Source organism: Streptomyces sp. PA03-5A (genome assembly GCF_033792725.1).
Taxonomy (GTDB): Bacteria; Actinomycetota; Actinomycetes; order Streptomycetales; family Streptomycetaceae; genus Actinacidiphila.
On record NZ_JARAVL010000013.1, the window covers coordinates 191,452 to 216,300 of the forward strand.

General features: G+C 71.4%; 22 protein-coding genes. 14 read left to right on the forward strand and 8 right to left on the reverse strand.

Translation table 11 applies throughout. From position 1 onward, the window contains the following. The first annotated feature begins 9 nt into the window (after positions 1-9). Positions 10-1,467 (forward strand): hypothetical protein, encoded by a 1,458-nt coding sequence (locus tag PV410_RS18505; protein ID WP_500325811.1) that lies wholly within the window; start codon positions 10-12, stop codon positions 1,465-1,467. Between the two features lie 134 nt (positions 1,468-1,601). Next, a complete protein-coding gene (locus PV410_RS18510) occupies positions 1,602-2,924 on the forward strand; it encodes a S8 family serine peptidase (RefSeq protein WP_500325813.1) in 1,323 nt (440 codons plus the stop codon). Between the two features lie 90 nt (positions 2,925-3,014). Here PV410_RS18510 and PV410_RS18515 read toward each other — a convergent pair whose 3' ends face one another. The 3 genes from PV410_RS18515 to PV410_RS18525 form a co-directional block, all read right to left on the reverse strand. Beyond that, complete coding sequence (locus PV410_RS18515) at positions 3,015-4,076, reverse strand: hypothetical protein (protein ID WP_500325815.1); 1,062 nt, start codon at positions 4,074-4,076, stop codon at positions 3,015-3,017. An 85-nt stretch (positions 4,077-4,161) separates the two neighbouring features. Beyond that, on the reverse strand, positions 4,162-6,402 hold the full coding sequence (locus PV410_RS18520) for a WXG100 family type VII secretion target (protein ID WP_500325817.1): 2,241 nt from the start codon (positions 6,400-6,402) through the stop codon (positions 4,162-4,164). Positions 6,403-6,497: 95 nt separating this feature from the next. Next, on the reverse strand, positions 6,498-6,935 hold the full coding sequence (locus PV410_RS18525; protein ID WP_500325819.1) for a hypothetical protein: 438 nt from the start codon (positions 6,933-6,935) through the stop codon (positions 6,498-6,500). A gap of 324 nt (positions 6,936-7,259) precedes the next feature. Here PV410_RS18525 and PV410_RS18530 point away from each other — a divergent pair, with 324 nt between their 5' ends. The 5 genes from PV410_RS18530 to PV410_RS18550 are packed head-to-tail and all read left to right on the forward strand — an operon-like array spanning position 7,260 to position 10,865. Further along, complete coding sequence (locus tag PV410_RS18530) at positions 7,260-7,610, forward strand: WXG100 family type VII secretion target (RefSeq protein WP_500325820.1); 351 nt, start codon at positions 7,260-7,262, stop codon at positions 7,608-7,610. Next, positions 7,607-9,040, forward strand: coding sequence for a putative T7SS-secreted protein (locus PV410_RS18535; RefSeq protein WP_500325822.1), 1,434 nt, complete (start codon positions 7,607-7,609; stop codon positions 9,038-9,040). Before PV410_RS18530 ends, PV410_RS18535 begins: the two co-directional genes overlap by 4 nt. After that, positions 9,040-9,720, forward strand: coding sequence for a hypothetical protein (locus PV410_RS18540; protein ID WP_500325824.1), 681 nt, complete (start codon positions 9,040-9,042; stop codon positions 9,718-9,720). The genes PV410_RS18535 and PV410_RS18540 overlap by 1 nt, the downstream gene beginning before the upstream one ends. A gap of 21 nt (positions 9,721-9,741) precedes the next feature. Beyond that, positions 9,742-10,368: a hypothetical protein gene (locus PV410_RS18545; RefSeq protein ID WP_500325826.1), complete on the forward strand. Its 627-nt coding sequence runs from the start codon at positions 9,742-9,744 to the stop codon at positions 10,366-10,368. After that, positions 10,365-10,865 (forward strand): hypothetical protein, encoded by a 501-nt coding sequence (locus PV410_RS18550; RefSeq protein ID WP_500325827.1) that lies wholly within the window; start codon positions 10,365-10,367, stop codon positions 10,863-10,865. Before PV410_RS18545 ends, PV410_RS18550 begins: the two co-directional genes overlap by 4 nt. On the opposite strand, the gene PV410_RS18555 is transcribed toward PV410_RS18550, so the two are convergent. Both PV410_RS18555 and PV410_RS18560 read right to left on the reverse strand, forming a co-directional pair. Next, entirely contained in the window at positions 10,850-11,545 is a 696-nt protein-coding gene (locus PV410_RS18555) for an alpha/beta fold hydrolase (protein ID WP_500325829.1), read from the reverse strand. The genes PV410_RS18550 and PV410_RS18555 overlap by 16 nt on opposite strands. A 17-nt stretch (positions 11,546-11,562) precedes the next feature. Then, the gene (locus PV410_RS18560) at positions 11,563-11,967 is read right to left on the reverse strand and encodes an SRPBCC family protein (protein WP_500325831.1); all 405 of its coding nucleotides are present in this window, start codon (positions 11,965-11,967) and stop codon (positions 11,563-11,565) included. Positions 11,968-12,102: 135 nt separating this feature from the next. Here PV410_RS18560 and PV410_RS18565 point away from each other — a divergent pair, with 135 nt between their 5' ends. Further along, positions 12,103-12,612 (forward strand): GNAT family N-acetyltransferase, encoded by a 510-nt coding sequence (locus PV410_RS18565; protein WP_500325833.1) that lies wholly within the window; start codon positions 12,103-12,105, stop codon positions 12,610-12,612. 134 nt (positions 12,613-12,746) lie between these two features. Here PV410_RS18565 and PV410_RS18570 read toward each other — a convergent pair whose 3' ends face one another. Then, positions 12,747-13,064, reverse strand: coding sequence for a hypothetical protein (locus tag PV410_RS18570; protein WP_500325835.1), 318 nt, complete (start codon positions 13,062-13,064; stop codon positions 12,747-12,749). Between the two features lie 46 nt (positions 13,065-13,110). Between PV410_RS18570 and PV410_RS18575 the strand changes: the two genes are divergently transcribed. After that, complete coding sequence (locus PV410_RS18575; protein WP_500325836.1) at positions 13,111-13,491, forward strand: VOC family protein; 381 nt, start codon at positions 13,111-13,113, stop codon at positions 13,489-13,491. Positions 13,492-13,506: 15 nt separating this feature from the next. On the opposite strand, the gene PV410_RS18580 is transcribed toward PV410_RS18575, so the two are convergent. After that, positions 13,507-14,016 carry a cupin domain-containing protein gene (locus tag PV410_RS18580; protein ID WP_500325838.1) on the reverse strand — a complete coding sequence of 170 codons (510 nt, stop codon included), beginning with the start codon at positions 14,014-14,016 and terminating at the stop codon, positions 13,507-13,509. 235 nt (positions 14,017-14,251) lie between these two features. On the opposite strand from PV410_RS18580, the gene PV410_RS18585 reads away from it, so the two are divergent. Next, complete coding sequence (locus PV410_RS18585; protein ID WP_500325840.1) at positions 14,252-14,683, forward strand: hypothetical protein; 432 nt, start codon at positions 14,252-14,254, stop codon at positions 14,681-14,683. A 77-nt stretch (positions 14,684-14,760) separates the two neighbouring features. Here PV410_RS18585 and eccCa read toward each other — a convergent pair whose 3' ends face one another. After that, positions 14,761-18,711, reverse strand: a complete 3,951-nt coding sequence (eccCa, locus tag PV410_RS18590; protein ID WP_500325842.1) for a type VII secretion protein EccCa — start codon at positions 18,709-18,711, stop codon at positions 14,761-14,763. A gap of 296 nt (positions 18,712-19,007) precedes the next feature. Here eccCa and eccD point away from each other — a divergent pair, with 296 nt between their 5' ends. The 4 genes from eccD (at position 19,008) to PV410_RS18610 (ending at position 24,846) form a co-directional block, all read left to right on the forward strand. Continuing rightward, a complete protein-coding gene (eccD, locus tag PV410_RS18595) occupies positions 19,008-20,477 on the forward strand; it encodes a type VII secretion integral membrane protein EccD (protein ID WP_500325844.1) in 1,470 nt (489 codons plus the stop codon). A 190-nt stretch (positions 20,478-20,667) separates the two neighbouring features. Further along, positions 20,668-20,955: a 30S ribosomal protein S15 gene (gene rpsO, locus PV410_RS18600; protein ID WP_361804583.1), complete on the forward strand. Its 288-nt coding sequence runs from the start codon at positions 20,668-20,670 to the stop codon at positions 20,953-20,955. Positions 20,956-21,247: 292 nt separating this feature from the next. Then, complete coding sequence (locus PV410_RS18605; RefSeq protein WP_499514345.1) at positions 21,248-23,473, forward strand: polyribonucleotide nucleotidyltransferase; 2,226 nt, start codon at positions 21,248-21,250, stop codon at positions 23,471-23,473. Further along, positions 23,470-24,846, forward strand: coding sequence for a M16 family metallopeptidase (locus PV410_RS18610; protein ID WP_500325846.1), 1,377 nt, complete (start codon positions 23,470-23,472; stop codon positions 24,844-24,846). Before PV410_RS18605 ends, PV410_RS18610 begins: the two co-directional genes overlap by 4 nt. The last annotated feature ends 3 nt before the right edge of the window (positions 24,847-24,849 follow it).

Sequence of the window (24,849 nt, forward strand, 5' to 3'; positions counted from 1 at the left end):
GGTTAACCAATGACTGACACCGAAGGGGCGTACTACGAGTACAACGCCCCCACCCAGTGCTACGTCGGTGAGCACAGCACGGACTTCGCCGGCACCAAGAACATGGACCAGATGAAGGGCATGGTCGCCAACGCCGACCACGTCGAGGTCGAGTCCTGTGCCAAGGGCTGGATGCAGGTCCACGACCAGCTCGTGGTGGGGAGCGGCAGTGCCAAGTCCGTGTTCGACGCGGCCGTCGAGCACATCACCCAGCACTGGGAGGGCGCCGCGGCCGAGGGCTTCAAGGCCCAGGCGAAGGTCATCACCAAGATGATCAGCGACTGCTCGACGTACGCGCGGTACACGTCGCAGGCGATGACCAACGCGGCGTCGATCCTGAAGACGATCAAGCCGCAGGTCGACGCGATGGAGAAGCCGGGCACCCTGTCCAGCTTCGGCGACGCCCTCGGCGACGGGTTCGACCGCAGCGACGCGCAGCTTCACTCCGACCTCGGCAACGGGATGGGCACGCAGTCCGCGCTCGACAAGAACCGCGGCTCGCTGTCGGCGGGCAAGGAAGCACAGCTCGAGATGGCTGTGAAGATGGAGCAACTCGGCGCGGGTTACAACGCGCAGTCCAAGACGATGGGGACGTGGACGAGGAAGCCGCCGCCGGGCGGCGGCGTCGACGACCGCGACGACTACCCCGGAGACCCGGGCGGCGTCGCGCCCGTACCCATGCCGATCCCCTCCGAGGTCGGCAGCCCCCGTCCCAGCGACACCGGCCGCGGCAGGACGGGGGGCACCACCGGCACCCTCACGCCGTCGCGCGAGGTGAAGTCGCCCCGTGAATCGGGCATCACCGGTGGTGTGCAGAAGCCGGTGGCCAGCACCAAGCCGCAGGTGGGTACTGCGATCGACGGCATCGCCGGAGGCACCGCCGGGTCCGGCGGGTACGGCGGCGGGACCGCGGGTGTCGGCGGCGGAGTCGGCGGTGTCGGTGGCGTGGGCGCCGGTGGCTCGGCCGGTGCCGGAGCCGGTGCGGGAGTCCTGGGCGGCCTCGGTGGACGTGGCGGTACGGCGGGCGGCGCAGGTGCAGGTGGTGCCGGACGCGGTGGCGCTGCGGGCCGCGGCGGTATGCCCGGCGCCGGTGGTGCGGGCGCGGGTGCAGGCGGCAGAGGCGGCGCGACCGCCGGGCGGGGCGGCAGCCTCGCCCGCCGTGGCGGCGGCGTCGTCGGTGCCGCCAAGGGCACCGGTTCGGGCACCCGCGGTACGCCGGGCGGCTCGGGCCTGCACAGGAGCCGCGGCGCGGCGGGTGCCGGCAGTGGCGGCAACGCCGGCAGGGGCGCGAACCGCATGATGGGCCGCGGCCAGACCGATCGGACGGAAGAGGAAGAGCGCCGCGAGGGCGAGCGTCCCGACTACCTGGTCGAGGACGAGGAGACCTGGACGCCCGAGCGCAACAACGCTCCCCGGGTCATCGAGTAGTCAGTCGGTGCCCGTCAGCATGTAGAAAGTGTGGGGGTGCGGCACGACGGAGTGTCGCGCTCCCACACTGCCCTGAGAGAGGACTGGAGATGCCCTTCGCACGGACGCTGCGCACAGCAGCCGGCGCAGCTCTCGTGAGTGCACTGATCTTCGCGTCTGCGTCGCCGGCCTCGGCGGACCAGACCAGGCAGGACCAGTGGCCGCTGGAGGCCTTCGACGCGCAGTCGATCTGGAAGGTCTCGCAAGGCAAGGGAGTCACCGTCGCGGTCATCGACGCCGGGGTGAACGCCGACCACGTGGACCTCAAGGGCAACGTGATCAAGGGCAAGGACTTCGTGAACGGGGGGATGTCGGACCAGGACCCCGACGATGATCACGGAACCGGCATGGCCTCGATCATCGCTGCTCACGGCCACGGCGCCGGTGGGGCCGACGGCGTGATGGGACTCGCCCCGAAGGCCAAGATCCTGGACATCAGGGACGACGGCCGCCAAGGCGACGGCTTCGCCTCCTCGATCCGCTACGCCGTGGACCATGGCGCCTCCGTGATCAACATCTCGCAGGAATTCGCCGGTCCCATCGCCGAGGAGGCGGAGACCAAGGCGATCGCCTACGCACTGCAGAAGGACGTCCTCATTGTCGTCGGCGCCGGCAACGACGGCGGTCCGGCGGGCTACCCGGCCGGCTATCCAGGGGTCGTGGCCGTCGGCGGGGTCAAGAACAACGCCGAGATCTGGGAGAACTCGAACTACAGCGAGAAGATCCTCGTCTCTGCGCCTGCCACGTTCATCGTGTCGGCCGGTGGAAAGTCCGACACCACGTACCGATCGGGTACGGGCACGTCCGACTCGACGGCCTTCGTCTCCGCCGCGGCGGCGTTGCTCCGGGCGAAGTTCCCGGACCTGACCGCGGGGCAGATCGTCAACCGCCTGACCAAGACCGCCGGTCTCCCCCCGTCCGCAAAGGGCCTGTCCCTCCCGGACAAGCACTATGGCTACGGCTTCATCCAGCCTCTCGCAGCCCTGACCCAGGACATCCCCGCGGGGCCCGAGTTCGGCCCGCTCGAAGTGCCGGAGTCGCTGCAGGCCGGGCAGAGCGGTGACGGCCAGGGCACCACGGACAACCCCTCCGCCTCCGCCCCCAACGCCATCGGCGGCGGCATGAGCGACGACGAGCAGGCGGCCGCCGACCGCAAGCAGGTCATCGCGCTCAGCGTGATCGGCGTGGTGGGTCTGCTGGTGCTCGCGCTCGTCGTCTTCCTGATCGTGAAGCTGGCGCGCCGCAACAAGGGCAACAACGGTGGCGGCCCGGGCGGGCCCGGAACGCCCTCCGGCTGGGGCGGCAACGGCCAGCCGCAGTACGGGCAGCCGCCGCACCAGCAGCAGTATCCGGGCCAGGGCGGCAATCCGTACCAGCAGCAACCGCAGGGCCCGGGGCAGCAGTGGTCGAACCAGTAGCCGGGGCCTGAAAGCGACCTTTCCCGCAGCAAGCGCGGGGCTGCGCCGTGCCGTCCTTCTCGCTGTCCGCAGAGCGAGCAAGCGGGGCCGTCAGGAGAGCTTCGCGGGGCTGTCGCAGCCGTGGCGCGCGGCCGACTGCTCGGCGAAGCGCTGCAGATCGGCCCGCTCGGAGGCGGTGAGCGGCTTCGAGGTGAAGCGCCGGTCGCTCCCGTCGACCGGCGACGCGTGGAAGTAGCCGATGCCCAGGGCCCCCGGGCAGGTGGCCGAGGTCCACACCGACGTGCCGTCGGCTCCCGAGGGCTTGTCGTGCCCCCCGTAGGCGCCGTTCATGACGGCTTGGGAGTTGTCGTTGAAGGCGCCGTACGCGGCGGCCAGCTGCAGGTGGCCCGAGAGCACGCACTCCTCCACCGGCGCTGCCTCCGCGGGTGTCTCGCGTACCTCGGTGGCGGAGGTCAGCCCCTTGCAGGTGCCCTCGGCCTCGGCGGCCGGCACGGTGGTGGCGGACGCCGCCGGGGCCGTCAGCTTGGCCGCGTCACCCGGCTCCGCCGCGCACCCGGTGCTGTCCGCCGCTCGCTGCGCAGTCCCGGTCACGGTGCGGGCCAGGGCGAGGCGCACGTCGTCGGTGACCTCGGTGCCGGACGGGGACGCGGCCGTCACGAGTATCCCGCCGCCTTCGTCGGGCGCCCAGTTCTTGCAGCCGAGCACCACGGACGCGGTCGCTCCGGCGTCCTTGGTGACCATGAAGCCCTGCCAGCCCGCGTCCAAGGGCACGGGGAGCGACTCCTGCTCGTCCTGGAACGTGTAGACGCCGAAGGCATTGAGGGCGCCCGCCGTGGTCTCGACGGATATCTCGACGCCACCGACGTCGCACCGCACGGCGAGGCCCGCGGGCTCCTTCACGTCGTCGGACACGTCGAACTGCCGGCTGCCGACGTCGAAGCCCCCGCCGAACAGGCTCATCCGGGACTTCCCGGCGAGATCCAGCACCGGGTCGACCGGCAGCATCCCGCCGCAGGCCCGGCCTGCCTTCGCGGCCGGGTACTGCAGCTGGAATCCGTAGCATCCCGCGCCCAGGGCGACGAGCGTCACCGCTGAGACGAGCAGCCTGCGCCTGCCGTTCTTCCGGAGCGAAATCCGGTCGTTCCACTTCATGTGCCGTAATCCCTGTCCGCGATGCCTGGGCCGACCGTGTCGGCGGTGTCCGTCGTGGTGGCCGGGCCCCTCCGGGGCCCGGTGGTCAGCCCTGCCCGGTTCCCCTCTTGTCCTGCCCGTAGCCGTCCAGGTTGCTGTCGGCGGAGTGGAAGCCCACCTCGACCTCGTTGGCCAGGATGTTCTGGTAGTCGGCGACGTGGCCCTGTCCCTGGGCCTGCGCGGAGTTCCGGTAGGCGTCCTGGAGGACCGCGGTGGTGGAGTACTTCGCGTCCTCCCAGTCGGTGCCGCTGGAATACACCGCGTTGCCCATGGTGTCCCGTTCGGAACCGCTGACGATCTGGTTGATCAGGTCCCCGGTGACGGTGGTCGCCACGCCGCCGACGCCCGCGCCGACGGCAGGTGTGGCGATGAAGGACGTGCCGACACCGATGCCGGTGCCCACGATCCCGGACGCGTAGCTGCCGGCTCTCCCCATGGCGTCGTTGTAGGCCTTGTCGGCCTCCACGGCGTCGCCGATGTCCGACTCGCGCCGGCCGATCGCGATGCTCCCCTGGACCTCGCCGGAGGACCTGGCGATCTCCCGCAGCGCGGTGTCCGTGGACCCGTCGAACGCTTCGGGGTGCTGCAGGTGGTAGTCGATGAGGTTGGAGGTGTACGCGCTCTCGGCGAGGTTGACCGCCGCGTAGCCGTCCGGGTCCTTTCCGACGGTCATGAGGAAGCGGGAGGTGTCCTGCTCGTTCAGGTGCGCCGCGGTGCCCTCGATCGGGTAGAACTGGTCCCGGTTCCCCGAGCGGTCGTTCGTCAGGGACTGGTGGATGTCCGGCATGTACTCGCCCGCCATCCGGCCGAGGCTGTCCTGCATCCCGTCGTGGGCGAGCTCGGAGTCCTGGGAGACGGAGTGGACGACCTCCTCCATCAGGCGGGCCTGGGCCGCGTTGTGCGCCGGGGTGTCCGCCGAGGGGCTGGCGTCGTACGGGTGCCCCGTGGTCGCGGACTCCAGGGCGTGCCCCAGGTTGTCGTAGCCGCTGGGGTTCTTCGAGTCGCCGGTGAAGCCCGCGCCTTCCGGCCAGTGGCGGTCCTTCATCAGGTAGTCGAGGTGGTCGACCTTTTCGCCGTTGACCTCCGACTCGGAGGAGAGGAACGCGGTGGAGGCCGCCGGGTTGTGGCCCAGGGCGTCCATGAAGCCCGTCATGGGGTCGAGCGCGCCGATGTTCGCCGGTCCCAGGGAACGGGTCATGTTGCCGGTCCAGTAGGCGTCCGGGTTCTGGCCGCTGTTGGTGCCGTTCGTCTCGGCGGTGAGGAGGTCGTTTCCGTAGGCCTGGAGGAAGTCCTTGTCCCACTTCCCGTGGCTCATCAGGCTGCTGGTCAGCTGGTAGCCGCTGAGGCCGTAGGGGGTCTCGGTGGGGTTGGCGTTGAAATCGCGGCGGCCGGCCTCGAGCAGGTCGTCCTGGAACTTGGTGATGGCCGGGTCTGGGTGGCCGGCGCGGTCGTCGGAGGTGGTGGCCGTCCCGATGGTGGTGCCCAGGTTCTTCTGGATGTCCTTGAGCCGGGCGAGCTCGCTCTTGGACAGGTGCGTCCCCGCGGGCGGGGTGACGATCTCGTTGTACTTGGCGAGCATGTTCTCGCCGCCGGTCTTCACCGCGAACTCCCGGGAGAACTCGGGGTCGTTCTTGTTCGCCGAGAGCAGCAGGTCGAGCTTGGTGAGCTCGGCGTCGGACAGCCGCCCCTTCTTCGTCATCAGCGCGGCCGCCTGGTCGGCCTCGACGGCGTCGAGGCTGGTGTAGACGCTGGTGTTGAACGACCGGCTGTCGCCGTTGGCGTCGCGCTCCAGGGCGGCGCTCGCGGCCTCGTCGGCGGCGGTCGCCAGTTCGAGCACGCGCGTCAGGCGTGAGGAGAGCGAGTCCAGCTTGTCCTTGCGCTCGGCGGCGAAGCCCGGGGAGGCGGAGGCGGTCGGGCTGTCCCAGCGGGAGTCGACGTCCTTGATCGCCCCGTCCTCGGAGACGTGGAAGCTGTCGGCCCGGGCTTCGTCGAGGAGGGTGTGGAGCTGCTTCTGGTACGCGGCGAACTCGGTGTGGGCGTCCTTGAGCAGCTTGGCGACGCGGCCGGCCTCGGTGGCGGCGTTCTCGTACTCCGTGCGGGCCTTGCCCATGGTGGCGAAGGCCGCGGTCGCGGCGTCGCCCTCCCAGTGGCCTTTGAGGTGGTTGATCACGCGCTGCTCGAACTCGCGCTGGAGGGCCTCGTACTTGGCGGGCAGCGCGCCCCACGAGGCGGCGGCGTCGGACAGCGGCCCGAGGTCGGCCTTGTCGAGGTAGGGGATGGACACCATGTGTGCGTCAGCTCCTGTCCGTCCCTGCGGACGGGTATGGGTGTGCGTTGCGGCCGTGCCACGTGGCCCGGGCGTCCCGGGCCGGAGGGCGGGCCCTAACCGAAGGGGGTGTGGAGCGAGGCCTGGCGGGCCTGCTCCTCCTGCTCGGTGCGGGTGTAGTGGCCGGTGCTGGTGTGGAGCTTGTCGCTGATGTCCTGCAGCATGCTCTTGAGGTTGAGGACCTGGTCGCCCCAGCGGACGTCCATGCTCATGAGGGAGCCCGCGGTGGCCCAGGAGCCCCCGTCGGGCGGACCCGGAGCGGTGTGCTTGTTGAGGCCCGTGACGGCCCCGAGGGTGTCCTCGTCGGCCTGGTTGTCGACGTTCTCGGTGTCACCGCGCAGTTCGACCAGCGCGTTGGCGGCCTCGTCCAGGCGCTGGGTGTCGACCTTCGTCGTCCCGGCGGACGTACCGCCGCCTCCCGGATCCGCGGGAACGGAGTTCAGCCGCATCCGCGTGGCTCCGCCGCCCTGTGAACCGTCGAAGGGAGTGCTCATCCCTTTGTCCCATCCCCGTTGACTGCGATCCCGGCACGTCCGCCGTGCGTGCGGTCCCCTGACTCCGGAACCGCGCCATCGCCTAAGCGAGGACATGCCAATTGCACCCGAACATACCGGATCACGTCCGGGGCGCACCGGGCGCCCTGCATCCCGTGAGGAACCCGCGCACACCGTGCCCGCGTCGGGGCACGTAGAGATCCTGCGGGGAGCACCCGGGAGGGGGTGAAGCGGCACGTGGGGGAGCGGTAGCCTCGGTGGGTCGGCTGAAACCACCGCCCCTGGTGCTGAAGCACGGCGGGCGGTCCACGCGGGGGACACACATTGGGTGACCACTTCAAGGTCGAGGTCCAGGACCTCGACCGGCTGCTGAAGCAGTTGCACGACAGTCAGGACGACATGCGCAAGGCGCTCAACGCGCTGAAGGACGTGGGTCCGAAGAGCACCGGCAGCGAGGCGCTGGACAACGCCTGCGACGAGTTCCACGACAGCTGGGACAACGCCATCGGGAAGATCGCGGACGGCACGCAGCAGATCGAGGAGAAGCTCAAGGCCACCAAGGACAACTACGAGGCCACGGAGCAGGCGATCCGCGACGCCATGACGCAGGGCGCGGCGCCGAAGCCCACGCCCTCCCCGTCCCCCGAGGCGCGGCCCACGGCAGGTGCGCGATGACGGCGGTGGAATACCCCTCCATAGGCTTCGACCCGGCACCGGGGAAGCTGGAGAGCGTCGAGGACCTCACCTCCAAGCTCTCGCGGGCCGCGACGGGCCTGGACAACGCCTACACGACGCTCACCGGGATCACCAAGGGCGGCAAGACCTGGGAGGGCGAGGCCGCGAGCGCCTTCGCCGAGAAGGTCGGCGACCTGCCGCGCTACGTGGGCGACAGCCGGGACGCACTGCGCGAGGCCTCGCTCCAGCTGTCGTCGTGGCGCTCGAAGCTGGCGGAGTACCAGCACAAGGCCCGGGAGTACGAGGCGCAGGCCAAGGCCGCCAAGGAGCGGGAGAAGACCGGGCAGGGCACCTACGACCGCGCGACGGCCGCCTACAACCAGGCGGCCGCGGACCCGGCGCTGCGCCTGGCGGGCCAGTACTACGCGACGCAGAGCGAACTCGCCGACGCCCAGGCGAAGATCGACGCGGCGTCGAACCGGCTGAACCAGGCGGGCAAGGACCTCGACTCCGCGGGGAACCAGCTGGAGAAGGCGCAGCAGGAGCTCGAGGACATCATCAAGCGGGCCGAGGAGCTGCTGGAGCACCACCAGTCCGACGCCCGGGGCATCGCGGACCGGCTGCGCAAGGCCAACGACAAGGCGCCCGACACGGGGTTCTTCGAAGGACTGGCGGACGCGTTCACCAAGCTGGGGCACAGCATCCAGAACTGGTGCGTCGAGCACGCCGACCTGCTCAAGCAGATCGGTGACTGGCTCAGCATCGCCTCGACGGTGATGGGCGTCCTCTCCCTGCTCACCCTCTGGTGCCCGCCGCTCTCCGGTGCCTTCGCGCTCGCGGGCGGCGCGCTGTCGCTGGGTGCCCTGGCCACGCACGGGGCGGCGAAACTGGGCGGCGCGGACGTCAGCGCGATGGACCTGATCGGTGACGGTCTGGGCGTCATCCCCATCGGCAAGCTGGGGAAGGTCGCGATGAAGGGCGTCAAGATCCCGATGAAGCTCTACAAGGTGAACGGCAGGACCATCGCCTCCATCGAGCACGTGACCAAGATCCGGGCGCTGAAGAACGCCGGCTACACGGTCGAGAAGCTGGAGGGCAAGGTCGGCCTGCTGCGGCGGGAGGCACTGCCGGGCAGCAAGATGGTCAGCGCCGAGGGCTTCGGCAACCGCATGAAGATGGCCTGGGACAACCACGTCCTGGACACCGTCGGATCCTCCGCCAAGGAGAAGGCGCTGAGCTGGGCGGTGGAGAAGTTCGCCCCGCAGAGCGTCAAGAACTCCCTCGGCGCGGCCATCCGGGCCGACGGCACGCTCGACCCCATGTCGTGGTGGGCCAAGGGACCGCAGGTCGCGCAGCAGGCTCCCGGTATCGTGACCGGCGTCTACAACATGTTCAACAATTCGGACACGCCTGCGGCCGGGAGGCTTTGATGAGCACGTCGCTCCACGAGGCGCCGGGCGTGCTCGTCGAGTTCGAGTCCCCGGACGTCTTCCACGAGATCCCGCTGCACCTGCCGCCCGACGCCCTGGACGCGCAGGTGGCCGAACTGGCCGCGCGCATCTGGCCGGGCGGCACCGACTTCCAGCGGGAGGCCACCGCCGCGGTGTACCGCGAGGTCGCCGGGTCGCTGGACGCCGACGGGGTCCTGCACGCGGCCCTCGGCCTGTTCGCCAGCGAGGACGACCGGATCAGCACGGCCAACCTGCTCGTGCGCATCGAGGAGGTCGAGCCGGGCGACCCGGGGATCGCGGCGGCGGCGCTGCACGAGATGCTCTCGCTGGAGCCGCACCGGGACGTCCACCAGGTGGACCTGGAGTGCGGTCCCGCCGTGGTGTCGTTCCACGCGACGGAGGTCGACGGCGAACAGATCGCGGCCCCCTTCGCGTTCCTGCACATCGAGCTCTACGTGCCGTCGCCGTTCGGCGGCTACCTCGTCGTCTTCTCGCTCAGCACCCCGAGCCTGGCGGACCTGCCCGTGTACGTCTCGCTGATGTCCGAGATCGGGGGGAGCGTGCACTTCGCACGCGACCGCGGCACTTCCGGCGGCGCCCCCGCAGGCCCACCGGAGCAGCCCGGCGCGGGTGGCGACGTCCGCTCCGTCTTCGGGTGACACAGGACAGGACATGATCCGATGAGTGTCGTTTCGTTCCAGGTACGGCCGCCCTCCGAACAGGAGCGCCGGCAGGCCGGCTTCAAGCTGCAGAAGGTCATCCGTCCCCGGCGGGGCGGCGAGACCGTGTACGTCGGGCACGGTGCTCCCGCCGGCGGCTCCGGGGCCGACGCGAAGCCGCGGTTCGCGATGTACCGGGACCTGGCCGGACGGGAGACGCTCGGCTACGTCGTCCGGCCGGTGGGCGGGCAGTCGTCCGGCGGGCGGCTGTCGGTGCTCGGGCCGGGCGGCGAGGAACTGGGCGAGCTGGGGACCCCGGCGAAGCGGGCGCGGTGGCGGCCGCGCTGGGAGATCAGGCTGCCGGGCGGCCGGGTGCTCGCCGGGCACGGCGGGACGACGACCTCGTGGGTGGTGTTCGTGCTGCTGTCGCCGCTGTGGCTCGTCCTCAACCTGTTCTGGGCGGTCGGCGGCACCGGTGACTCCGCCTGGTCGCTGCCCGTCCGGACGGCCTGGCGGCAGGGGGCCGGTTCGCCGGCGTCGCTGAAGTACTACGGGATGTCCGAGCGGTACAAGGTGCGGACGGACCGGCTGGACGTACGGGTGGCGTACGCGCAGGCCGTGGTCCACCGCTCGCACGGCACCGCGTGACCGCCCCGCCCCTCCTCGCCGCCCCGCGCAGGAACAGGCCCGGGCTGCTCGCGCAGTTCGTCCTGCAGTGGCTCTGGCTGCCGCTGTGGGCCGTCGGCGCGCTTGCCCTGGGCCTGTTCGTCGCGATCGCGTCCGCGGGGGCCAACCCGCCGCTCGCGTGGCTCAACCCGTGGCGCGGCGCCCTCACCTGGCCCCGGTTCCGGCTCGAGTGGGCCGCCGACCCCGCCCGGTGGGACGCGTACGCGACCGAGCGGATCCGCGCCCGGATCGCCGCCGCCGAGAGCCGGCCGGCGGCCCACCGGGCGCGGGACGCCGACGGCGGGGCCGTGCTCGCCGTCACCGTCCCCGCCCGGCTCTTCCGTGGTGCGGGCCCGGACCGCGCCTCCGCCGTCGCCGCCGCGCAGGGCTGGACGGCGGAGGTACGCGGCACGGGGCGGGACCAGTGGAGCCCCGGCGCCCTGCACCTTCGCCGGTCGCTGCCTCAGCCGGGCAGATAGCCCACCAGAAGGTCAGCCAGTCCGCCCGGGTCGGCGAGCGCCACCAGGTGCCCACCCGGCAGGACGTCCGGTTCGACGCCGAGCCGTTCCCGGGCCACCCGCTGCTGGAAGGCGGCGGGGAACAGCCGGTCGTCGCGGCCCACGACGACGCGGGTGGGCACCTGCGGCCAGGCGGGCAGCGGGAAGGGCACGCCGAACGGGGTGTCCGACTGCCGGTTCCCCTGAGCGAGGGCCTCGTCCGCCACGGGCCGCGGAAGGTCGTGGAAGAAGGTGACCAGGGGGTCGAACTCCCCGTCCACCGGACGTCCCTCGGCGAGGTCGAGGACGCGCCGGGCCTCCGGCTGGCCGGTGGCGGCCCACCAGTCCCCGGCGGTCTCGCCGGGGACCGGGACCATCGCGTTGACCAGGACGAGCAGGACGAGCCGGTCCCCCAGTCGTTCGCAGGCCAGGGGCGCGCTGAAGCCGGCCATCGACTGGGCGACCAGCACCAGCGGCGCACGGTCGCCCGCGGCGGCGACGGCCGCGTCGGCGTACTCCTGCAGGCCCGCGGAGTCGTCCGCGGTGGGCAGGTCCACCGCGACCGCGGCGTGGCCGCGGCGGCGCAGCTCCGGCACGAGCAGGTGCCAGTACCAGGTGCCGCCGCCCGCCCCGGGGACCAGGACGAAGGTCGTCTCCGTCACGTCCGTCCGCCCTCCCTTCAGGACTTCGTCAGGACGGAGGTGAAGCTGTCCAGGATGTGGTTGGCCCCGGCCTCGGCCGTGGCGCAGTGCTCCTCGGGGACCCCGGGCTGGTGGTAGACGACCTCGGTCCTGTCCCCGCGGTCGGTGAAGGTGGCGTCCATGACGACCTCGGGTGCGCCGGGGACGTCCATCGTCCACACCAGGCGCTTGTGCACCTCCACCTCGCGGTACACCCCGCTCAGCGGCATCTCGCCCTGCGGCGTGGTGATGGTGGCGCGCCAGGCGCCGCCCGGGCGGACGTCGCTGGCGACGGTGGGCAGCGGGGCGCCGAACCACTGGGCGAAGTACTCCGGCTCGGTCCACACCTTCCACACCTTGGCGAGCGGGGCGTCGAAGACCCGGGTAATGGTGATGTCGTTCATGATGCTGCCTTCCTGGTCGGGCCGGGCCACTGCGGAACGGCTCCGGGAGGTAGGACCGGCCGGGCCGGCGGAACTCATCGGTGGCGGTGTCCGACCCGTGTGGTGTGATCGGCAGGAGCGACGAGGGAGCGGAACATGGCAGCGCAGGTACGGATCGAGCCGTGGGCGGAGGGTGACCTCGACCTGCTGCGCCGGGCGAACGCGCCGGGGATGATGCGCCACCTCGGCGGCCCCGAGACCGAGGAGCAACTGCTCGTCCGGCACGAGCGGTACCTGGCGAGCGGCGGCGAGGGCGGTGGCGGGATGTTCAGCATCGTGCTGCTGCCCGAGAGGGTCCCGGCCGGGAGCATCGGCTACTGGGAGAAGTCCTGGCGCGGCGGGACGGTGTACGAGACCGGCTGGGGCGTCCTGCCCGAGTTCCAGGGGCGCGGGGTCGCCGCGGCCGCCGGGGCGGCCGTCATCGCCCGGGCGGCGGCCGAGAAGGGCCCGCGCTTCCTGCACGCCTTCCCCAAGGTCGACAACCACCCCTCGAACGCGATCTGCCGCAAGCTCGGCTTCACGCTGGTGGAGGAGTGCGACTTCGAGTACCCGCCGGGGCACCCCATCCGCTGCAACGACTGGCGCCTGGAGCTGTACGTCCCGTGACGCCGGCCGCGGTCACCACAGGTCGCCGTCGCGCCCGTCGCAGATGAGCGGGCAGGACAGGTCGAGCGGGGCGGGCCCGGGCAGCACGAGCACGCAACCGTCGTCCCCGGGGGTGCGGACGACACCGTCCGGCGTCAGTGCCGCGGTGGGGCCGCGCCAGGGCCGCCAGCCGCGCGCGGCGCAGAAGGCGCCGGCTCCGTCGGCGGCGGCCGGCGCCCCAGGCCGTGGGTGCCGCGCACCAGCCGTTCCAGGGCGTCCAGCAGCGCGGCGGCGTGCCCGGCGAGGCCGCTGTCCTCCCACACCACCGCGTGCATGCCGCCGAGGGCGTGCTCCCCGTCGGAGCCGGACAGGTCGCCCTCGAAGGCGGTGTCCGGCAGCGAGCGCGCCGCGCCGAGCACGGCGGCGTCCAGGTCGGCGGTGCGGGCGACGGGTGACGCGGGCCATGTCCCCATCCGGGCAGGCCCGTCCGGGTCCGGCGCCGGCTGCCACAATCGACGCATGCTGACCCTCGGGACGATCGTGCTCGGAGTGACGGACGTGCGGCGCGCCGCGGCCTTCTGGGGCGCCGCCCTCGGCTACGTGCCCCGCGACGGCGAGGTGCGGGCGGAGGACGACTGGGCGGTGCTGGTGCCCGCCGCGGGAGCGGCGGGACCCGGGATCGCGCTCGGCACCAGCGACACCCCGGTCCAGGAGCACCCCCGGGTCCACCTGGACCTGTACGCGGACGACGCCGCCGGACAGGCTGCGGAGGTGGAGCGACTGGTCGCCCTGGGCGCCGGGCGGGTCGACTGGGACCTCTACCCCCCGGACCCGGACTTCGTTGTGCTGGCCGACCCCGAGGGCAACCGGTTCTGCGTCATCGACAAGAGCGTCGGCTGACCGCCGCCCCCTATGTCACAGCGGTTCCGGCCCGACCTGCGGCGGGTCCACGAAGAAGCTGTCGTGGCGGAGCAGGAACTCCCGGAACGCCGTGCCCCCGCGCTGCGCCATCTCACCGGCCCGCTCGAAGTACTCCTCCCGGGGCGCGCCGGGCGCGAAGAGCAGCAGCATCGACGCGGGTTCGTCGGAGTCGTTCTGGAAGGCGTGCAGTCCTCCCGGCGGCACGTGGAGGAAGTCCCCGGGACGGGCGGTGATCCAGCGCTCCCCGTCGAAGAGCTGCACCGCCCCGGAGAGGACGAAGAAGGACTCGGAGATCGAGCGGTGGAAGTGGGTGCTGGGGCCGGGGGAGCCCGGGCCCATGTCGATCCGGTACAGGCCGAAGCCGCCGTCCGTCGACGTGTGCGTGGCGAGGTAGTGGGTGCGGTTGCCCGACGGCGCGACCACGTCCGCGGCGGTGTCGGCGGAGCGGAACAGTGCGCTGATCTCGCCCTGTTCTCCGAGGTAACGGGGCTCGGGGTAGGACATGATCGCTCGTCGCCTCCTTCGGCATCGTTCAGACAGACCGTGCCACATCTGATCGAGGAACTCCGATCAGCGCTCCGGGAAGGACGTCCGAAAGGTTGACGAAGCGTGTCGGTGCCGCTCGGCCCGCGCACCCGCGACGGTGCCCGCGACCGCTGACCGTGGTTGCGGCGTCCCCCTGGTGGCACGATGGCATGAGCACACCCGTCACCACACTCTCGACCGGGGGAACGGACCGATGAGCAAGGAGATCAGCGACGCGGACCTGATGGACGTCGCGGACGACCCCGCACAGGCCCGCCGACTGCACAAGGCGCTCAGGACGCTCGCCGACAACCCCACCGTGGACGGCACGCTCAAGGAGACGGCGCGGGAGGTGCTCTCCGGTCGCCTCGGCATGCGCGAGGCACTGGCCTCCAGCGCCTACCTCGGTGCGATCGGCGACCGCCTGGCCGAGCTGAAGCGGGCCGACGAACGGCTGACGCCCGAGGAGCGGGCCGCGCAGGAGGAGCGCGCCCGGCGCTGGTTCGAGCAGCAGGCCGAGGAGGAAGCCGGGGAAGCCGGGGACGACCGGGAGGACGAGGCGTCCGGCGGCCACCGCCCGGCCGCCGTCCGGCGCGACCCCCGGGACGTCCCGCCCGCCTACCGGCCACCGGCCCCGCGGGACTGAACGCGGACACGCGAGTGGGGGCGGGCCGTCCGGCCCGCCCCCACTCGCGTGTCCCGGCGCCGCGCGCCGGAACGGGCTCAGCTCTCCGGCAGGAAGCCGGTCTGGATGAGCTGGTTGCCGCGGCGCCGCGTGATGAACTGCGCACGGCCCGGGGGCAGCCTGGACGCCTTGACGTTGCCGAAGACCGGCCCCTCGCCCGGGTCGCCGGAGAGCAGCACACCGGTCGCGCCCAGCTCCTTGACGCGGGTCAGGAACGGCTCGAAGGACGACCGAGACGCCCCCGAGGTGCTGCGCGACAGCACGATGCGCAGACCCAGGTCACGGGCGAACGGCAGGTACTCCATCAGCACCTGCATCGGGTTGCCCATCGAGGTGGCGACCAGGTCGTAGTCGTCCACGAAGACCCAGGCGTCCGGCTCGCTGTACCAGCTGCGGTTGCGCAGTTGCTCGGGCGTGACGTCCTGGCCGGGCATCCGGCGGCTCATGGAACCGGCCAGCGACTCCATGACCTCCTGCAGCTGCGGACCGGAGGCGCAGTACTTGTACACATGGCTCTCCGGGACCTGGCCGAGCAGCGCCCGGCGGAAGTCGGAGACCACGAACAGCGCCTTGCCGGACTCGTAGCGCTCGCTGACCTGCTTGGCGATCAGCCGCAGCAGCGAGGACTTGCCGGACTCGCTCTCGCCGTAGATGACGAACAGCGGGTCGGTCTCGAAGTCCACGAACACCGGCGACAGGGTGAGTTCGTCCACGCCGATCGCGATGCCGCGGTCGGAGAAGTCGCCGCCCTTGGGCAGCTCGGTCGACGGCAGCATCGTCGGCAGCATCCGCACCTTCGGCGCGGTGGGACCCGACCAGTTGGCGTTGACCGTGGCCACGAACTGCGCCATGCCCTCGGAGAGGTCCTCCACGTTCGAGGAGGCGTCGACGCGGGGCAGCGCCGCCAGGTAGTCCAGCTTCTCCGGGGACAGACCGCGGCCCGGCTTGCCGACCGGCACGTTCTCGGCGCGCCTGCGGTCGAACTCGGACTCCATCGGGTCGCCGAGCCGCAGCTCCAGCCGGCTGAGGACCTGGTCGCGCAGTGCGGGCCGGATCTCGGTGTAGCGGGTGGCGGTGATGACCAGGTGGATGCCGAAGCCCAGACCGCGGGTGGCGATGTCGTTGATGACCGGGTCGAGCATCTCGTAGTCGGTCTTGAAGGTGCTCCAGCCGTCGATGACGAGGAACACGTCGCCCCAGGGCTGGTCGGGGAAGTGCCCCGAGGCCCGGCGGGAGCGGAAGGTGTTCATCGAGTCGATGACGTTGGTGCGGAAGAACTCCTCGCGGGCGTTGAGGATGCCGTGCACCTCGGCCACCGTACGGCGGACCTTCTCCGCGTCAAGGCGCGAGGCCACCCCGCCGACGTGCGCCAGCCCGTCCAGGGCGAGCATGCCGCCGCCGCCGAAGTCCAGTGCGTAGAACTGCACTTCCTTCGGGGTGTGCGTGAGCGCGAACGACGCGATCAGGGTGCGCACCAGCGTCGACTTGCCGGACTGCGGGCCGCCGACGACCAGCGCGTGACCGCCGGAGCTCGACAGGTCCGCGTACATGACGTCACGGCGCTGCTCGAAGGGCTTGTCGACCAGGCCGACCGGCACCTGGAGCTTGCCGGTGGCGGTGTAGCCGTCCGCGTGCAGACCCCGCTCGGCGCTCACCGTCAGCGGCGGCAGCACCTGGTCGACGCTGAACGGCTCGTCCAGCGGCGGCAGCCACACCTGGTGGGCGGGCGGCCCCTGGCCCTCCAGCCGGCCGACGATGACGTCGAGCACGGTGTCGGCCAGCGCGTCGTCCACCTGCCCGGCGCGCGGTTGCGGCTCCGGCTCGGTGACGATGCGCACGGGCACGGGCGAGGCGGTGAACAGCACGGGGGAGCGGTCGATGCGTGCCCCGCTGGCCGTCCGCGTGCCCGGCGCCCGGTAGGTGCCGGACACGTACGCGGCCTTGAACTGCACCATCGTGTCGGTGCCGTACTTCAGGATGCCCGCGCCGGGGACGTTGGGCAGGTGGTACGCGTCGGGCACGCCGATCGCGGTGCGCGACTCGGCGGCGGAGAAGGTCCGCAGACCGATGCGGTACGACAGGAAGGTGTCCAGGCCGCGCAGCTTGCCCTCCTCCAGGCGCTGCGAGGCCAGCAGCATGTGCACACCCAGCGAACGGCCGATGCGGCCGATCTGGATGAACATCTCGATGAAGTCCGGCTTGGCGGCGAGCAGCTCGGAGAACTCGTCGATGATCAGGATCAGCGAGGGCAGCGGGTCGAGCGCCGCGCCCGCCGCGCGGGCCTTCTCGTAGTCCGTGATGTTGGCGTAGTTGCCGGACTGCCGCAGCAGTTCCTGGCGGCGGGTCAGCTCACCGGTGATGGAGTCGCGCATGCGGTCCACCAGGGTGAGCTCGTCGGCCAGGTTGGTGATGACCGCCGACACGTGCGGCATCGTGCCCATGCCGGTGAAGGTCGCGCCGCCCTTGAAGTCGGCGAGCACGAAGTTGAGGGTCTCCGAGGAGTGCGTCACGGCCAGTCCCAGTACCAGCGTGCGCAGCAGCTCGGACTTGCCGGAACCGGTGGCGCCGACGCACAGGCCGTGCGGGCCCATGCCCTCCTGCGATGCCTCCTTGACGTCCAGCATGACCGGCTCGCCGGTCTCGCCCAGGCCGATCGGCACCCGCAGCCGCTCATGGAGGGTCCGCGGCCGCCAGGTCCGCGCGACGTCCACCGACGAGGCGTCGCCGATCCCCATCAGGTCGGTGAAGTCCAGGTTCGCCAGCAGCGGTTCGTCGGCGTCGGCGGCGCCCAGCCGCAGCGGCGCGAGCTGCCGCGCCAGCGACTCGGCCTGTACGGGGGACAGCACGTCGGGGACGCCGGTGAAGGTGCCGGCCCCGGCCTCCAGGTACAGCTGGTCGCGCCACACCTGGATGGACAGCGAGCCACGCGCCTCGTCCAGCTCGCCGGGGACGACCTCCAGGATCGTGACGCCCTGCAGGCCCTCGGCGGAGGCGATCACGGAGTCCGCCGGCACGCCGCCGCCGTCCAGCACGATCACCACGTGCGGCTGGTCCAGCACCGTCTGGCCCTCGCGGTTGAAGCGCGGCCTGCCGTCCAGCTCGTCCGCCAGCAGCTCCTCGACCTCACCCAGGTCGCCGCATATCAGACGGCGCGAGCCCGCGCCGTCGTGCTCCTTGTGCTGTGCGTGCGGCAGCCACTTGACCCACTCCCACTCCGACTGCGCGCCGGGAGCCGCCACGACGGCGACGACCAGGTCCTCCGGCGAGTGCAGGGAGCACAGCTGGCCCACGATGGAGCGGGTCTGCCCGTAGACGGTGTCGGGGTCACCGGAGACCGTCACGTGGTAGAAGGAGCGCAGGCCGACGGCCAGCGGCAGGTTGTCCAGCGAACCGTGCGCCGCGATGAACTGCTGCATCGAGTGCGCGGTCAGCGGTTCCAGCTCGTCCACCGGGGCGGTCTCCGGCGCCACCAGCGGAGTCGACAGCTGCTGGGGCCCCAGGCCCACCCGCACCTGCGCGAAGTCGGGGTCGGTGAGCCGGCGTTCCCACACCCGCGAGCCCTCGGCGACCAGCGCCCACAGCTGTTCGGGCGCGGGGTGCAGGTAATACTGTGCGTCGCGCTGCTTGCGGGCGGTCTTGCGCACCCCGCGGCGTATCTGCGCCAGGTACTTCAGGTAGTCCCGGCGGGCCTCCGCCATCTGCCCCGACGGTCCCTTGCGGGAGCGCACGATCTGGGCCACCACCATCGCCACGGTGGAGCCCATCATGAGCACGCCCATGACCTTCATGAATCCGCCGGAGGTCCCCGACCCCGTCGGCAGGAAGAAGAACGCCGCCGACGAACCCATGCCGAGCATCGGCAGCAGGTTCATCAACAGGCCCTGGTCCTCGCCGCGTGGCAGTTCGGGCGGGGCTTCGAGCCGTACCTCCTCATTCGGCACCTCCGGCGGGTAAACCCGCGGCGGGCGCTTGATGACGACCACGCTCACCGATGCACCAGTCCTTCACGCGAATCGCAGTTTCGGGCCGCCCCCGTGGCGACGGTCCCCCGTATGACACGTCCCGGTCGCGCTCCGCCCCCGCACGGGGCGGGCATTGGACCACAGGCAGGTGGCGATCCTACTGGGCATGACAGTCACAGGGCACTGGGACGGGTGAGGGACAAGGGACTTGGGGTACCCGGTAGGGTGACGGATCGCGAAGCGCGGAACGGGGGTCCGACCCTGGACGGCCGCGTGGACCCGACCTCTACCCATCCATCACCGGACGAGGGGGACCACTCCAGGTGAGCACGATCTCAGCGACGGGATTCTGCAGAGTCACGGTGGCGGCGCCGAACAGCCGGATCGATGTGGCACTTCCGGAGGACGTACCGCTCTCCGACATCCATCCCGAGATACTGCGCCTGTCGGGCCAGACGCCCGACGAAGCCGCCCCCACCGGTTACAACTTGGTCCGCCGTGACGGGCGTGTCCTCGACGACACCCTGTCCCTGGCCGAACAGCGCGTCCACGACGGCGAGTTGCTGCTGCTGCGTCCGTTCGCGGACTCGCTGCCGCCCGCCGTGTTCGACGACGTCGTCGATGCCGTCGCCGCCGCGGTCCAGACCGACCGCCGCAGCTGGAACGACGGCCTCATGCGCGGCGTGGGCCTGACCGCGGGCGTCATCCTGCTCGCCCTCATGGCCTTCGTGCTCTGGTTCTCCGAGCCGGTCAAGCACGACATGCACGGCCTGCCCGGCATCCTCGCCGGCGCCGCGGGCCTGGTGCTGGTGGCGCTCGCCTCGGTGCGCGCCCGCGTGTACGACGACCGGCACTCCGCCGTCGCCCTCGGCCTCGCCTCCCTGCCGCTGCTGCTCGTCGCCGGCTCCGGGGTCATGGGCGTCGGCAAGACCGAGGGACCCGGCCGGCTGCACTTCCTCATCGGCTGCGTCGTGGTGCTCATCGCCGCCGTGCTTCTCGTGCTGATGCTGCCGCAGGGCGACGCGCCGTTCGTCGCGGCCTCCTTCACGGCCGGCGTCGGCACCGTGGCCACCTTCGTGGCGATCCTCACGGACGCCGCGCCGCGCGAGGCGGCCGCCGTCACCGCCGTCGTCATGATCGCCGTCATCGGCTTCCTGCCCGGCTGGTCCGCCCGCTTCGCCCGGCTGCCCATCGGTTTCCGCTCGCCCGACCAGGTCCAGGCCCGGCACCGCGGCGACGGCGACCGGCAGGGCGAGGAGGAGCCGGTCGACTTCGACCGGATCACCAACCAGGCCCGTCGCGGCCACGAGCTGCTGCTGGGGCTGGTCGGCGGCTGCGCGGCCGCGATCGTCGGCTCCGCCGGCGTCGTGCTCGGCTTCTCCGACAGCGCCTGGGCGCAGCTGCTCGCCCTCGCGATGGGCCTGGCGACACTGATGCGCGCCCGGCTGTTCCGCTACACCTCGCAGGTCGTGACGCTGATGGTGGCCGGTGTGATCACCATCGGGCTGCTGATCATCGGTCTCGCCCTCAACCTGCCGACCGACGTCCTCACCGACCTGCTGCGCGGCAACCACTCCTCGCTCGACATCCGCACCGTGTGGCTGTCCGCCGCGGTGGCCCTGGGCGCCACCCTCCTGGTCGCGATCGCCCTCATCGTCCCGAGCAAGGGCGTCACCCCCTTCTGGGGCCGGATGCTCGACCTCGCCGAGGCGACCGTGCTGCTCTCGCTGATCCCGCTCGCCCTCGCGGTCCTCGACCTGTACGCCGAGGCCCGCGGCATGACCAGCGGCTGAGCCGGGACGCCCGCGAGCCGCCCGCAGCACCGCCACCCCGGCCCCGGACATCGCACCGGGCCCGGGGTGGTACTCTGTGTAACCGATGCGTCCGCCCATGCGCGGCGCGTCATGCCTTCCGAGTCATCGCAGCTTCTCCTGTGACGCAGACCAGGGGCGCTCGGAGGCACCGACACCACAAGGAGACCGTATGTCGCTCGACGTCGCGACGAAGAAGCAGATCATCGCCGAGTTCGGCACCAAGGAGGGCGACACCGGCTCCCCCGAGGTCCAGGTCGCGCTGCTCTCGCGCCGCATCTCGGACCTGACCGAGCACCTCAAGACCCACAAGCACGACCACCACTCCCGTCGTGGTCTGCTGATCCTGGTCGGCCAGCGCCGCCGCCTGCTGCAGTACCTGGCCAAGAAGGACATCCAGCGCTTCCGTGCGCTCGTCGAGCGCCTCGGCATCCGCCGTGGCGCGGCCGGCGCCCGCTGAGACGCCGTAAAGGGAGCGGTTCCCGTCCGGGAGCCGCTCCCTTGGCGTACGTACGGGACCGCGCTGGGCGCGAGACCGGGACCGAAGCTTTGTAGTCTGGTCCCATACACAACGCCATAGAGCATGCGGAGGGAGCGTCCTCCTAAACGCCACCAGAGCCGGTCCTCGGTAGTGGCCCCCGGGCAGCACGTACGTCCCGGTGGCTTCGATCGAAGACCGGCCCGGCGGGACGCCCCTCCACCGACGGCTCCCGGGAAGACGCCCGGGGGCACGAAAGAGGAGAATCCCCATAGTGGAGAACGAGACCCACTACGCCGAAGCCGTGATCGACAACGGCAGCTTCGGCACCCGTACGATCCGCTTCGAGACGGGCCGCCTGGCCCGTCAGGCCGCTGGCTCCGCCGTGGCCTACCTGGACGACGACACCATGGTGCTGTCGGCCACCACCGCCTCGAAGCACCCGAAGGACCAGCTCGACTTCTTCCCGCTGACGGTGGACGTCGAGGAGCGCATGTACGCGGCCGGGCGGATCCCCGGCTCCTTCTTCCGCCGTGAGGGCCGTCCCTCCGAGGACGCGATCCTCACCTGCCGCCTGATCGACCGCCCGCTGCGCCCGTCCTTCAAGAAGGGCCTGCGCAACGAGATCCAGGTCGTGGCGACGATCATGGCACTCAACCCCGACCACCTCTACGACGTGGTTGCCATCAACGCCGCCTCCTGCTCCACGCAGCTGGCCGGCCTGCCGTTCTCCGGCCCGGTCGGCGGCGTCCGCGTCGCGCTGATCCGCGGCCAGTGGGTCGCCTTCCCGACCCACAGCGAGCTGGAGGACGCCGTCTTCGACATGGTCGTGGCCGGCCGCACCCTCGAGGACGGCGACGTCGCGATCATGATGGTCGAGGCCGAGGCCACCACCAAGACGATCAAGCTCGTCGAGGACGGCGCCGAGGCGCCGACCGAGGAGGTCGTCGCGGCGGGCCTGGAGGCCTCCAAGCCCTTCATCAAGGTGCTGTGCAAGGCGCAGGCCGACCTCGCCGCCAAGGCCGCCAAGGAGACCGCCGAGTTCCCGATCTTCCTGGACTACCAGGACGACGTGTTCGAGGCGCTCGAGGCCGCCGTCTCCGACGAGCTCAAGCAGGCGCTGACCATCGCCGGCAAGCAGGCCCGCGAGGCCGAGCTGGACCGCGTCAAGGGTCTCGCCGCCGAGAAGCTGCTCCCGCAGTTCGAGGGCCGCGAGAAGGAGATCTCCGCCGCCTACCGCTCGCTGACCAAGAAGCTGGTCCGCGAGCGCGTCATCAAGGACAAGGTCCGCATCGACGGCCGCGGTGTCACCGACATCCGCACCCTGGCCGCCGAGGTCGAGGCCATCCCGCGGGTGCACGGCTCGGCCCTGTTCGAGCGCGGTGAGACGCAGATCCTGGGCGTCACCACCCTCAACATGCTCCGCATGGAGCAGCAGCTGGACACGCTCGCGCCCGAGACGCGCAAGCGCTACATGCACAACTACAACTTCCCGCCGTACTCCGTCGGCGAGACCGGCCGCGTGGGCTCCCCCAAGCGCCGTGAGATCGGCCACGGCGCGCTGGCCGAGCGGGCGATCCTCCCGGTCCTGCCGGCCCGCGAGGACTTCCCGTACGCCATCCGCCAGGTCTCCGAGGCGCTCGGCTCCAACGGCTCCACCTCGATGGGCTCGGTCTGCGCCTCCACCATGTCGCTGCTGAACGCCGGTGTGCCGCTGAAGGCCCCCGTCGCCGGCATCGCCATGGGCCTGATCTCCCAGGAGATCGACGGCGAGACCCACTACGTCACCCTCACCGACATCCTCGGTGCGGAGGACGCCTTCGGCGACATGGACTTCAAGGTCGCCGGCACCAAGCAGTTCGTCACGGCGCTGCAGCTGGACACCAAGCTCGACGGCATCCCGGCGTCGGTCCTGGCCGCGGCCCTCAAGCAGGCCCGCGACGCCCGTCTGCACATCCTCGACGTGATGATGGAGGCGATCGACACCCCGGACGAGATGTCGCCGAACGCCCCGCGCATCATCACCGTCAAGATCCCGGTGGACAAGATCGGTGAGGTCATCGGCCCCAAGGGCAAGATGATCAACCAGATCCAGGAGGACACCGGCGCCGAGATCACCATCGAGGACGACGGCACCATCTACATCGGTGCCGCCGACGGCCCGTCCGCCGAGGCCGCCCGGGCCACGATCAACGGCATCGCCAACCCGACGATGCCCGAGGTCGGCGAGCGCTACCTGGGCACGGTCGTGAAGACCACCACCTTCGGTGCCTTCGTCTCCCTGCTCCCGGGCAAGGACGGCCTGCTGCACATCTCGCAGATCCGCAAGCTGGCCGGCGGCAAGCGCGTCGAGAACGTCGAGGACGTCCTCGCCGTGGGCTCCAAGGTCCAGGTCGAGATCGCCGAGATCGACCAGCGCGGCAAGCTGTCGCTGATCCCGGTCATCGAGGGCGAAGAGACCGCGGCCGACGACAAGGCCGAGGACGCGTCCGAGAAGTGACCACCGGCTCCACACGCGTGACGGCCCGCCCCTCCACCAAGGGGCGGGCCGTCCGCACGCAGACCCTCCTGCCCGGCGCCGACGGCATCGGTACGGTCCGGCGCAGCGTCCTCCCCGGGGGACTGCGCGTCGTCACCGAGACCCTGCCGACCGTGCGCTCCGCGACCTTCGGCATCTGGGTCGGCGTCGGTTCCCGCGACGAGACCCCGGCACTCAACGGCGCCACGCACTACCTGGAGCACCTGCTCTTCAAGGGCACCGCGCGGCGCAGCGCACTCGAGATCTCCTCGGCCATCGACGCCGTCGGCGGCGAGATGAACGCCTTCACGGCCAAGGAGTACACGTGCTACTACGCGCGTGTCCTCGACACCGACCTGCCGCTCGCCATCGACGTGGTCAGCGACATGCTGACCGGCTCCCTGATCCGCCAGGAGGACATCGACGCCGAGCGCGGTGTGGTCCTGGAGGAGATCGCGATGACCGAGGACGACCCCGGTGACCAGGTCCACGACCTGTTCGCCACCGCCATGCTGGGCGACTCCCCGCTGGGCCGCCCCGTCCTCGGCACGGTCGACACCATCAACGCCCTCACCCGCGACCAGGTCGCCCGCTTCTACCGGAAGCACTACGACCCGACCCGGCTGGTCGTCGCCGCCGCGGGCAACATCGACCACGCCACCGTCGTCCGCCAGGTGCGCAAGGCCTTCGAGGACGCGGGCGCCCTCCGTGACGCGGACGCCGTTCCCCGCCCGCCGCGCGACGGCGCCCGCACGATCCGCGGCCAGGGCCGGGTGGAGCTGCTGGAGCGCCGCACCGAGCAGGCCCACGTCGTGCTCGGCATGCCGGGGCTGTCCCGGCACGACGACCGGCGCTGGGCGCTGGGCGTGCTCAACACGGCGCTCGGCGGCGGGATGAGCTCCCGGCTGTTCCAGGAGGTCCGCGAGAAGCGCGGCCTCGCCTACAGCGTCTACTCGTACACCTCGTCCTTCGCGGACTGCGGCCTGTTCGGTGTGTACGCCGGCTGCCAGCCGCGCCGCGTCCACGAGGTCCTGAAGATCTGCCGCGAGGAGCTCGACCAGGTCGCCGAGCACGGGCTGAGCGACGAGGAACTGCACCGCGCCATCGGTCAGTTCTCCGGCTCGACCGTGCTCAGCCTGGAGGACACCGGCGCGCTCATGAACCGGATCGGCAAGAGCGAGCTCTGCTGGGGCGAGCAGATGTCGGTGGACGCCACGCTGGAGAGGATCGCCGCGGTCACCCCCGACGAGGTGCGTGCGGTCGCCCGCGACGTCCTGGGACAGCGTCCCTCGCTGGCCGTCATAGGCCCGCTGAAGGACCGGCAGGCCGCCCGCCTGCACGAGTCCGTCGTCTGAGCC